At 69.8% G+C, this 11096-nt stretch carries 10 protein-coding genes and 1 rRNA gene; all 11 read right to left on the bottom strand.

Annotated elements, in window-relative coordinates; translation table 11 throughout:
• Positions 1-129, bottom strand: a 16S ribosomal RNA gene (locus VGB75_04075); the annotation flags it as partial.
• 494 nt (positions 130-623) lie between these two features.
• Positions 624-1886, bottom strand: a complete 1263-nt coding sequence (gene tyrS, locus VGB75_04070; GenBank protein HEY0166199.1) for a tyrosine--tRNA ligase — start codon at positions 1884-1886, stop codon at positions 624-626.
• Entirely contained in the window at positions 1883-2512 is a 630-nt protein-coding gene (locus VGB75_04065) for a DNA-3-methyladenine glycosylase (GenBank protein HEY0166198.1), read from the bottom strand. The genes tyrS and VGB75_04065 overlap by 4 nt, the downstream gene beginning before the upstream one ends.
• Before the next feature lie 23 nt (positions 2513-2535).
• On the bottom strand, positions 2536-3969 hold the full coding sequence (gene argH, locus VGB75_04060) for an argininosuccinate lyase (protein ID HEY0166197.1): 1434 nt from the start codon (positions 3967-3969) through the stop codon (positions 2536-2538).
• Positions 3966-5168 (bottom strand): argininosuccinate synthase, encoded by a 1203-nt coding sequence (locus VGB75_04055; protein ID HEY0166196.1) that lies wholly within the window; start codon positions 5166-5168, stop codon positions 3966-3968. The genes argH and VGB75_04055 overlap by 4 nt, the downstream gene beginning before the upstream one ends.
• Before the next feature lie 25 nt (positions 5169-5193).
• Positions 5194-5736, bottom strand: coding sequence for an arginine repressor (locus VGB75_04050; GenBank protein ID HEY0166195.1), 543 nt, complete (start codon positions 5734-5736; stop codon positions 5194-5196).
• Entirely contained in the window at positions 5736-6656 is a 921-nt protein-coding gene (gene argF / locus VGB75_04045; protein HEY0166194.1) for an ornithine carbamoyltransferase, read from the bottom strand. Before argF ends, VGB75_04050 begins: the two co-directional genes overlap by 1 nt.
• On the bottom strand, positions 6653-7912 hold the full coding sequence (locus VGB75_04040; GenBank protein HEY0166193.1) for an acetylornithine transaminase: 1260 nt from the start codon (positions 7910-7912) through the stop codon (positions 6653-6655). The genes argF and VGB75_04040 overlap by 4 nt, the downstream gene beginning before the upstream one ends.
• Entirely contained in the window at positions 7909-8865 is a 957-nt protein-coding gene (gene argB / locus VGB75_04035) for an acetylglutamate kinase (protein ID HEY0166192.1), read from the bottom strand. The genes VGB75_04040 and argB overlap by 4 nt, the downstream gene beginning before the upstream one ends.
• Positions 8862-10013: a bifunctional glutamate N-acetyltransferase/amino-acid acetyltransferase ArgJ gene (gene argJ / locus VGB75_04030; GenBank protein HEY0166191.1), complete on the bottom strand. Its 1152-nt coding sequence runs from the start codon at positions 10011-10013 to the stop codon at positions 8862-8864. Before argJ ends, argB begins: the two co-directional genes overlap by 4 nt.
• Positions 10010-11026, bottom strand: a complete 1017-nt coding sequence (gene argC, locus VGB75_04025; protein ID HEY0166190.1) for an N-acetyl-gamma-glutamyl-phosphate reductase — start codon at positions 11024-11026, stop codon at positions 10010-10012. The genes argJ and argC overlap by 4 nt, the downstream gene beginning before the upstream one ends.
• Positions 11027-11096 lie beyond the last annotated feature (70 nt).

The following is an 11096-nucleotide window of genomic DNA, read 5'->3' as shown; positions in this document are numbered from 1 at the left end:
CAGGTTGCCCACGTGTTACTCACCCGTTCGCCGCTCCGTCATCCTCCCGAAGGAGGAGCGTCGCTCGACTTGCATGTGTTAAGCACGCCGCCAGCGTTCGTCCTGAGCCAGAATCAAACTCTCCGTGAATGTTTTATGACTTCGCCGCTTTAGCGGCATTGTCGACACAGAAAAGCTACCGAAGTAGCCATTTGATAGCTGACCAATCCGAGCTAGCTTGCTCGTAATCAATCAAAGAAATTCGTACATGGCCACCAACCGAAGCGGGTGAACACGGACGAGGTAATGCTTTTTATGGCACTAACTTTCGGCACACTGTTGAGTTCTCAAGGAGCGGACGCACACCTTCGGGAACCTTTCGGCTCTGTCCGGGGCAACCTATGTAACGTTAGACGGTCCGTTTCGCAGTGTCAAACCGACCTGCTCGTCCCGCGCCCAACCAGTCTAGCCTTCGATCCGAGGATCTGCTACCTGGCGGCCTGCCCGGCCGGCCCCCGCTTTCGGGCTCCGTTCGCCGTGCAGAAGGAACATTAGCTCACGGGTAAACGCTGGTCAAATCCCGGGTGTCAGGGGCTTGAAACCCCCATATGTTCGGCTCTGCAAGCCCCTGACCCGCCCTTGATTCAGTGCGACTCGGGAGTGACCCGGACCACTTTTCGCTTGCCGACAGCGAGCAGCCGGCCGGCCAACGTGTCCGCCGGGAGCTCGTAGCCGCCGCGCGCCACCGGGAGGCCGTCGATTTTGACCGCGCCGGCGTCGATGAGCCGTCGCGCGGCCGAGGTGCTGTCGGCCAAGCCCGCGGCGGCCAGCAGGGCAGGCAGGTGCACCGTGTCCTCCAGGCGGGTGGTGAAAGCCGGCGCGTCGGTGGGCAGCTGATGGTCGCGGAAGATCGAATTGAAGCGCTCCTCGGCGTCGTCAGCGGCCTGCGCGCCGTGGTAGAGCGTGACTATCTCGCGTGCCACCCGGCGCTTGGCCTGATTGGCCCGCGACCCTCCGGCGGCGACCTCGGCGGCGACGCCGCGCACCTCGGACGGGTGCAGCGCGGTGCACAGGCTCGCGTACAGCTCCACGACCGGGTCCGGGATGCGCATCAACTTGCCGAACTGCTCGGTAGCCGGCTCGGCGATCGCCACGAAGTTGTTGAGGGACTTGCCCATCTTCTCCACGCCGTCGATCCCCACCAGCAGCGGCAGCGTGAGCACTGCCTGCGGCGGCTGGCCCGCCGCCTTCTGCAGCACCCTGCCCACCAAGTTGTTGAAGGTCTGATCGGTGCCGCCGAGTTCGACGTCGGCACGGACCTCTACCGAGTCGATCCCCTGCAGCAACGGGTAGAAGAACTCCGACAGCGTGATCGGGGTGTTGGCGGCGAACCGTTTGGCGAAGTCGTCGCGCTCGAGCAACTGCGCCACGGTCAGCTGACGGGTGTACTCCAGCAGTCCCGTCAGGCTCATCGAGCCCAGCCAGTCGGCGTTGTCGCAGACTTCGGTGCGATCGGGATCCAGGATCTTCATCAGCTGGTCGAAGTAGCTCTGGGAGTTGGCGATCACCTGTGCGGCGCTCTGCGCCGACCGGGTCGCGGTCTTGCCGGACGGATCGCCGACCTGGCCGGTGAAGCCGCCGACCACCAGCACGGCCACATGCCCGAGATCCTGGAACTGACGCAGCTTGCGCAGCACCACCGCGTGGCCCAGGGTGAGGTCGCTTCCGCTGGGGTCGATGCCCAGCTTCACCCGCAACGGCCGGTGCTCCCTACTGGCTGCCAGTAGGCGCTCCGCCAAGCCGGTCGCGGGCAGGATCTGCGCGGCGCCGGCAGCGAGCACCTCATGGGCCGCGCTCAACTCGGGCGGCAGCGAGCCGATCAGCGACTCTTCGGGTTCGATGCTCACAATGGTTCAGTCTGCCGGGTGCCGGTAATCCTTTTCTTACCGCCCGGGCGGTAAGACGACACGCTGGGCTGGTCGGGCAGCCAGAACCGCCAAGGGTGCTCGGCGGCGGCCGCGACCCCGACCCGTGGGCCGCTGAGGTAGTCAGCCGGCGGCCCGAGCGCGGTGAGCTGGACGGGCGAGCGGGGATCGAGCAGATCCAATCCCGTGCACTCGCCGGTCAACCCGAGCGCGCGGGCCAGCCGAGCCGGCCCGCTGGCCAGCTTCACCGCGCTGAGCCGGGTCGTGGTGCGAGCCTGTGCGACCGATTCGCCGTCAAGGATCTCCGCTGCCCGGAACAACACGGCTGCGGCGGCGCCAGGCCGCCCACAGGTCACGTTGGCGCACCAGTGCATGCCGTAGACGAAGTAGCAGTACAACCGGCCGGCCTCGCCGAACATCACCGCGTTGCGCTTGGTCGGGCCTCGAAAAGCGTGCGAGGCGGGATCGAGGGCGCCCTCGTAGGCTTCGACCTCGGTGACCCGGACCAGCACCTCAGCGCCCTCGAGCCTGCTGAGCAGCGTCGCGCCCAGCAACGTCGGCGCCACCTGCAGCGCTGGCCCGGCCAGCAGTTCGCGATCGATGCCCACGTCCGACAGTGTGCCAACCGGCGCTATCGGGCCCACTCCTGGTGGCCGGCCAGCACCTCGCGCAGCCGGCCGAGCTGCTCGGCGACCCGGTCCGGCGCGGTGCCGCCGTGAGCCGAGCGGCTGCTCAGCGATCCGGCGACGCTCAAGACCGAGCGGACCTGCGGGGTGAGATGCTCCGAGATCGCGGCGAAGTCCTCATCCGACAGGTCGGCCAACTCCACGCCCCGGGACTCGCACACCCGGACGCACTCCCCCGCCAACTCGTGAGCCACCCGGAAGGCGACCCCCTGCCTGACCAGCCACTCAGCCACGTCGGTGGCCAGCGAGAAGCCCTGGGGCGCCAGGGACTCCAGCCGCTGGGTGTCGAAGACCAGCGTGGCGATCATGCCGGTGAGCGCCGGCAGCAACAGCGAGAGGTTGTCTATCGAGTCGAAGGCCGGCTCCTTGTCCTCTTGCAGGTCGCGGTTGTAGGCCAGCGGCAGGCCCTTCAAGGTCGCCAGCAGGCCGGTCAGATTGCCGATCAGCCGGCCGGCCTTGCCCCGGGTCAACTCCGCCACGTCCGGATTCTTCTTCTGCGGCATGATCGACGAGCCCGTGGAGTAAGCGTCGTCCAGCGTCACGAACGAGAACTCCTTCGTGGCCCACAGGATGACCTCCTCGGCCAGTCGGGACAGGTCCACCGCCAGCATCGCGGTGATGAAGCAGAACTCGGCCACCACGTCGCGGGCCGAGGTGGCGTCGACGGAGTTCTCCGCCGCCGAGTCGAAGCCGAGCTCGGCCGCCACCGACTGAGGGTCCAGGCCCAACGACGAGCCGGCCAGCGCGCCGGAGCCGTACGGGCTGACCGCGGCCCGGCAGTCCCAGTCCCGCAACCGGTCCACGTCGCGCAGCAGCGCCCAGCAATGCGCCAGCAGGTGATGGGACAGCAGGATCGGCTGGGCATGCTGCAGGTGGGTGCGCCCGGGCATCGCCACCCCCAGGTGCCGCTGCGCCTGCCCGGCCAGCGCGCCCACCAGCTCGCACACCCGGCCTGCCAACATCCGCGCCTGCTCGCGCAGGTACATCCGGATCAGGGTGGCGATCTGGTCGTTGCGCGAGCGTCCGGCCCGCAACCGGCCACCCAGGTCTGACCCGGCCCGCTCCAGCAGTCCGCGCTCCAGGGCGCTGTGCACGTCCTCGTCGCCAGGGCCGGGGGCGAACGCGCCGGTCCGGACGTCGGCGGCCAGTGACTCCAGGGCCGCGAGCATGCCGGCCAGCTCGTCGGAGCTCAGCAGTCCGGCACGGTGCAGGACCCGGGCGTGCGCTCGGGAACCGGCGATGTCATGACCGGCCAGCCGCCAGTCGAAGTGAGTCGAGACCGACAGCGCCGCCAGCGCATCGGCGGGACCCCCGGCGAATCGACCGCCCCACAACTGCCCGCCGTGACGGTCCCCGACGGGCGGTCCGGCGTCGCTCACTTGCCCAGTCGCTGCTGCCGCCGCGCCGCGATCCGGCTGGGTAGGCCCCAGAGCTGGACAAAGCCTTTGGCCAGGGTCTGGTCGAAGGTGTCGCCGGTGTCGTAGGTGGCCAGATTGAAGTCGTACAGCGAGCCCGCCCCGCGCCGCCCGGTCGGCACCGCCCGGCCACCGTGCAGCCGCAACCGGATGTCACCGGTGACGTACTGCTGGGAGGCCTCGACGAACTCGTCCAGTGCCTGCCGCAGCGGCGAGAACCACAGCCCGTCGTACACCAGCTCCGTCCAGCGCTGCTCCACCGAGAACTTGAACCGCCGCAGATCCCGCTCGACCGTCAGATCCTCCAGCTCCTGATGAGCCGTGATCAGGGCGATGGCGCCCGGAGCCTCGTACACCTCGCGACTCTTGATGCCGACGAGGCGGTCCTCGACCATGTCCAGCCGGCCCACGCCCTGAGCGCCGGCCCGCTTGTTCAACTCCAGGATCGCCTCCAGCACGGTGACCGACCGGCCGTCGACCGCGGTGGGAACGCCGTTCTCGAAACTGATCAGCACCTCATCCGGCTCCCGGCTCAGAGCCGGGTCGGCGGTGTAGGAGTAGACGTCCTCGATCGGCGCCTGCCACGGATCCTCCAGGAAACCGGTCTCCACGGCGCGTCCCCAGAAGTTCTGGTCGACCGAGTACGGCGAGCGCTTGGACTGGTCGATCGGCAATCCCCGGTCCTCGGCGAACTGGATCGCCTTGTCCCGGGTCATGCCGCTGTCGCGGACCGGCGCGATCACCTTCAGATCAGGGGCGATCGCGCCGATGCCGACCTCGAACCGGACCTGGTCATTGCCCTTGCCGGTGCAACCGTGGGCGACGGTGTCCGCGCCGTACTGGTTGGCAGCCAGCGCCAGGTGCTTGGCGATCACCGGCCGTGACAGCGCCGAAACCAACGGATAACGCTCCAGGTACAGGGCGTTGGCCCGCAGCGCCGGCAGGCAGTACTCCTCGGCGAACTCGGTCTTGAGATCGAGCACCACCGACTCCACGGCGCCGCAATCGAGCGCCCGCTGGCGGATGTCCTCCATGTCCTCGCCGCCCTGACCGACATCGGCGGCCACGCAGATCACCTCGGCGCCGGTTTCGGCGGCGATCCAGCCGATGGCCACCGAGGTGTCCAGACCGCCGGAATAGGCGAGCACTACCCGCTTGGTCATTCGATGTCTCCCTTGTGGTTAAGCGTTAATTGGAATTAGAAAGTTCGAGCAGCTGCGCGGCCAACGCCGGTCCGCCGAGAGGGTCCCGGCTGACCACCAGGATCGTGTCGTCGCCGGCGATGGTGCCCAGCACGGCGGGCAGGCCGGCCCGGTCCAGCGCGCTGGCGAGGAAGTTCGAAGCGCCCGGCGGCGTGCGCAGCACCACCATGTTGGCACTGGCCTCTGCCGAGACCAACAGCTCACCGAGCAACCGCGCCAATCGCTGCGGCGGCGCGTCATGCGCCTGGCGAGCCGCCAGCGGCGCGCCGTCCTGCGGCACCACGTACACCGGTTGGCCACCGTCAGGGGTGCGAAGCTTCACTGCCCCGAGCTCGTCGAGGTCCCGGCTCAGAGTCGCCTGAGTGACCGGCACGCCGTCTGCGGCGAGCAGTGCGGCGAGCTCACTCTGCGAGCGAACCGGCCGCTCCGACAACAGTCTCAGGATCCGCGCATGCCGCACCGCCCGGCTGGGCAGGTCATGCTGGTGCCCGGTAGCCGCCACCCGCTCCCGTCGTGCGGTGCGCGCCATCAGGACTTTTCCAACAGCCAGGTGAGCAGAGCCTTCTGGGTGTGCAACCGGTTCTCCGCCTCGTCCCACACCACGCTCCGCGGTCCGTCGATGACCTCGGCCGTGATCTCCTTGCCTCGGTAGGCAGGCAGGCAGTGCAGCACGATCGCGCCGGTCGCGGCATGGTCAAGGGTTCGCGAGGTGACCGCGAACGGCCGCAGCGCGTCATCGGAGCGGGGCTCACGCTCCTGCCCCATCGACACCCAGGTGTCGGTGATCAACACATCGGCGCCCTCGACGGCGGCCACCGGATCCGACGTGATCGTCACCGAGCCGCCGGTTCCGGCCGCGATCGCTCGGGCCCGATCGGCGACCACCGGATCAGGCAGGTGGCCAGCCGGGCCGCCGATGCGGATGTGAATGCCGGCCGCGGCGCTGCCCAGGAGGTAGGAATTTCCCATGTTGTTGGAGGCATCCCCCACGTAGCTCACCGTCAACCCGGCCAGTACTCCCTTGTGCTGCCGGATGGTCTGCAGGTCGGCCAGGATCTGGCACGGATGGAAGTCGTCGGTCAGGCCGTTGACGACCGGCACCGCGCTGGCGGCCGCCAGCGCGCTCAACCTGGCCTGCTCGAAGGTCCGCCACACGATGCAGGCCACCTGCCGGTCCAGCACCCGCGCGGTGTCTTCGATCGGCTCACCGCGGCCGAGCTGGCTGTCCACGGACTCGATGATCAGCGGGTAGCCGCCGAGCTCGGCGATGCCGACGCTGAAAGAGACCCGCGTCCGGGTCGAAGGCTTGTCGAAGATGACCGCCACCGCCCGTGGACCGGCCAGCGGACGGCGGGAGAACCGGTCGGCCTTCAGCTCGTCTGCCAGATCGAGCACCTCGATCAGCTCGTCGGGACTCAGGTCGTCATCGCGTAGAAAATGCCGGGTCATTCGCGGGAGTCTGCCTCATCGGCGCGCTTGTCGGCGCGCTTATCAGCCTGCTGGTCGGCGTGCACGGCCTCAAGCGCGCCACGCAGCGCCTGCAACGCCTCCTGCACCTCGGACTCGGTGACGATCAGCGGCGGCGCCAGCCGCACGACATTCGGCTGGACCGGGTTCACCAGCAGGCCTCGCTCCTGAGCGGCCTGCTCGACTGCTGCCGCGCTGTCGCAGGTGAGCACCACCCCGAACCACAGGCCGCTGCCTCGCACGTGCTGGATCAGTGGGCTGTCCAGGGCGCGCAGCCCTGCCTCCAGAGCCGCGCCGCAACGCTGGACGTTGCGCAGCAGGTCGTCCCGCTCGATGGTGTCCAGCACCGCCAGCGCAGCCGCGCAGCACACCGGGTTGCCTCCGAAGGTGCTGCCGTGGGCGCCCGGGATGAACAGCCCGGCCGCCTTGCCGAAACCGATGCAGGCGCCAATCGGCAACCCGCCGCCGAGGCCCTTGGCCAGGGTGAGGATGTCGGGGACCACTCCGGCCGCGATGCTGGCGAACCACTGCCCGGTGCGCCCGATGCCGGACTGGACCTCATCGATCACCAGCAGAGCGCCGGCCTCGTCGCAGATCTGACGGGCCGCCCGCAGGTAGCCCTCCGGCGCGGGGACCACCCCGCCCTCGCCCAGGGTGGGCTCCAAGAAGACCGCCGCGACGCTGCCGTCCACCGCCGCCCGCAATGCCTGGACGTCGCCGTAGTCGACGAAGGCGACCGGTCCCGGCAGCGGCTCGAACGGCTCGCGCTTGGCCGGATTGCCGGTGACCGACAGCGCTCCCATGGTGCGGCCGTGAAAGCTGCCGCGGGCGGCCACCAAGCCCAGCCGGGCACCGCCGGGGTCCATTGACCGGCCGTAGAGCCTGCTCAGCTTCAGGGCGCACTCGTTGGCCGCGGCGCCGTCGTTGGCGAAGAACACCCGGGCTGTCGGGTCACCCGTCAGAGACTGCAGCCGCTCGGCCAGCCGGATGCCCGGCTCGTGCATCATCAGGTTCGAGGTGTGCGCCACCGCGGCCACTTGCTCGCTGACCGCCGCCACGACCGCGGGATGGGCGTGACCCAATGAGGAGACCGCGACGCCGGCGTAGAAGTCGAGGTAGCTGGCGCCCTCGACGTCGCTCACCCGGACCCCGCGGCCGGCCGCGATCGCCAGCCGCGGCGTGCCGTAGTTGTCCATCATCACCCCGGCCCAGCGCTTGGCCAGCAATCGGTTGGTCATGAGCGCGCCCGGTCCGCGGCAACGGCGTCCGGTCGGGTCGGGGCCGAGTCTGGCAGCACCATGGTTCCTGTCCCCTCGGTGGTGAAGATCTCCAACAGCAACGCGTGCGGCGTACGTCCGTCCATGACGGTCGCCGCCGGCACGCCGGCCTGGACCGCCCGCAGGCAGGCCTCCATCTTCGGCGCCATCCCGGCGGTCAGGCTGGGCAGCAGCGCCTTCAGCTGGCCGGCGCTGATCTGGCTGATGACCTCGCTGCTGTGCGGCCAGTCCGCGTACAGCCCGGCGACGTCGGTGAGCACGACCAACTTCTCAGCGCCCAGCGCGGCTGCCAGCGAGGCGGCGGCGGTGTCGGCATTGACGTTGTAGGACAACCCGTCCGAACCTCGCGCCACGCTGGCGATCACCGGGATCCGGCCGGCGTCCAGCAGCGCGGTCACCGCGCTGGGATCGACCGCCACCACATCGCCGACCTGTCCGACGTCCACCGGCACGCCGTCGACCAGAGCCGGCCGCCGCTCGGCTCTGAGCATGCCGGCGTCCTCACCGGACAGCCCGACGGCGAATGGGCCGTGCTCATTGATCAGATTCACGACGTCGCCGTTGACCTGCCCGACCAGCACCATTCGCACCACCCGCATCGCCTCGGGTGTGGTGACCCGCAGGCCGCCTCGGAACTCGCTCGGGATGCCCAGCAGCCGCAGGTGCTCGGTGATCTGCGGGCCACCGCCGTGCACGACTACCGGCCGCACTCCGGCGTAGCGCAGGAACGTCACATCCTCGGCGAAGCCGCGCTGCAACTGCGGCGTGAGCATGGCGTTGCCGCCGTACTTGATCACCACGACCTTGCCCGAGAAGCGCCGCAACCAGGGCAGCGCGTCGATCAGGGTGGCGGCCTGCTGTGCGGCCACCTCATGAGTCGCCGCCGGCTTGAAGGGCTGTGACGGCTGGCTCATGAGGAGTACGCCGAGTTCTCTTCGACGTAGGCGTGGGAGAGGTCGTTGGTGTAGATGGTGGCGCTGGCCGCGCCCGCGTGCAGCGCGACGTCGATTCGGATCAGGCGCCCGCTGAGATCGACCTTGTCCCGACTCTCGCCGGCCGCGCCGGCGCGGCAGACTTCGACGCCGTTCATGCTGACGTCGAGCCGGTCGGCCTCGAACGCCGCGGTGGTGACGCCGATCGCCGCGAGCACCCGCCCCCAGTTCGGGTCGTTGCCGAACAGGGCGCACTTGAGCAAGTTGTTGCGGGCGATCGCCCGTCCCACCTGCACCGCGTCGTCCTCGTCGGCCGCCCCTGAGACCACGATCTCGATCTCCTTGGTGGCGCCCTCGGCATCGGCCAGCAGCTGCCCGGCGAGCTCGGCGCACACGGCCCGCACCGCCTGTGCCAGCTCGGCCTGCGACGGCGCCATCTCGGAGGCGCCGCTTGCCATCAGCACCACCGTGTCGTTGGTGGACATGCAGCCGTCGGCGTCCAGCCGGTCGAAGGTGACGGCGACCGCGGCCCGCAGGGCGGCGTCGGCCATCGCGGCGTCCACCGCGGCGTCGGTGGTCAGGACGCACAGCATCGTGGCCAGGCTCGGCGCCAGCATTCCAGCGCCCTTGGCCATTCCGCCGACGGTCCAGCCGTCGGCGTGCCGGGCGGTCGCCGTCTTGGCCACCGAGTCGGTGGTGCGGATCGCCTCGGCCGCGTCCAAGCCACCGGCAGGCCGCAAGGCGGTGACGGCCTGCTCGATGCCCGGCAGCAGCTTGTCCATCGGCAGCCGCTCGCCGATCAGGCCGGTCGAGCAGACCAGCACGTCGGCCGCCTCGCCGTCCAGCAACTGCGCGACCCGCTCGGCGCTGACCCGGGTGTCGGCCATTCCGGCCGGGCCGGTGCAGGCGTTGGCGCCGCCGGAGTTGAGCAGCACCGCGCGGGCGGCGCCGTCACCGACCACCTGCGCCGACCAGAGCACCGGCGCGGCCTTGACCCGGTTGGCGGTGAACACCGCCGCGGCGGTGCTCAGCGGGCCGTCGTTGACCACCAGCGCCAGGTCGGGCCCGGTGGCCTTGATGCCGGCCGCGATCCCGGCGGCCCGGAAACCGCGGGCCGCGGTGACGCTCACGGAGCTACCCCGTTGGCGGACAGGCCGGCGGTCTCATCCAGGCCCAGCATCAGGTTGGCGTTCTGGATCGCCTGACCGGCCGCGCCCTTGCCGAGGTTGTCCAGCGCGCTGGTGATGATCACCCGTCCGGAGTCGAGGTCCACCGCTGCCTGTAGCTGCACCGAGTTCGATCCGAGGGTGGCGGCGGTGTGCGGCTGGCGGTCGGCGGGCAGCAGGTGCACGAACGGCTCGCCGTCGTAGGCCTGGCGCAGCACCTCGCGCACCTGCTCCACCCCGAGCCCCGTTGAGCTGGGCCGGGCGGTCACGGTGGACAGGATGCCCCGGGCCATCGGCGCCAGCAGCGGCGTCATCGACAGCGTCCGGGCGCCGGTGGCCTGCAGCATCTCGGGCACGTGCTGGTGCGCGCCGACCTTGTAGGCCGACAGGTCGGCCATCACCTCGCTGCCCAGCAGCGCGAGCTTGGCCGAGCGACCGGCGCCCGAGGTGCCCGAGGCCGCCACCACCACCACGTCGTCGGCTTCGACCACGCCGGCGGCGATCAGCGGAGCCAGCGCTGTGATGACCGAGACCGCGTAGCAGCCGGTGTTGGCCACCCGGTCACTGGCCGCGATCGCCGCTCGCTGACCAGGCAGTTCCGGCAGGCCGTAGGTCCAGGTCCCGGCGTGCGCGCCGCCGTAGTACCGCTGCCAGGCACCGGCGTCGGCCAGCCGAAAATCGGCGCCCAGGTCGAGCACCTTGGACTGGCTGGGCAGCTGGGCGACCAGCGCGGCCGAGGCGCCGTGCGGCAACGCCAGGAAGATCAGATCCGCATCGGCCAGCACCGCGGCCGAGGTGCCGGTGAAGACCAGGTCGCGGTAGCTGACCAGCTGCGGATGGATGTCGGTGACCGGCTGGCCGGCGTTGCCGTGAGCGGTGGCGGCGACCACCTCGAAGTCAGGATGGCCGGCAAGCAGCCGCAGCAGCTCACCACCGGCATAGCCACTGGCGCCTGCGACGGCGACGGAGATCCCCATGTGCAAAATTATGCATGGTCACGCATCAAAATGCGAAGATGATCAAGGGCGACTTTCGCGCGGGCTGAGC

The organism is Jatrophihabitans sp., assembly GCA_036399055.1.
GTDB lineage: Bacteria > Actinomycetota > Actinomycetes > Mycobacteriales > Jatrophihabitantaceae > Jatrophihabitans_A.
This window is presented reverse-complemented; position numbering and strand designations above follow the sequence as displayed.

Coding starts and splice junctions, on each gene's coding strand:
- VGB75_04055 (HEY0166196.1), bottom strand. CDS start 5,168: ATGACCAAGCGGGTAGTGCTCGCCTATTCCGGCGGTCTGGACACCTCG.
- VGB75_04050 (HEY0166195.1), bottom strand. CDS start 5,736: ATGGCGCGCACCGCACGACGGGAGCGGGTGGCGGCTACCGGGCACCAG.
- argF (HEY0166194.1), bottom strand. CDS start 6,656: ATGACCCGGCATTTTCTACGCGATGACGACCTGAGTCCCGACGAGCTG.
- VGB75_04040 (HEY0166193.1), bottom strand. CDS start 7,912: ATGACCAACCGATTGCTGGCCAAGCGCTGGGCCGGGGTGATGATGGAC.
- argB (HEY0166192.1), bottom strand. CDS start 8,865: ATGAGCCAGCCGTCACAGCCCTTCAAGCCGGCGGCGACTCATGAGGTG.
- argC (HEY0166190.1), bottom strand. CDS start 11,026: ATGGGGATCTCCGTCGCCGTCGCAGGCGCCAGTGGCTATGCCGGTGGT.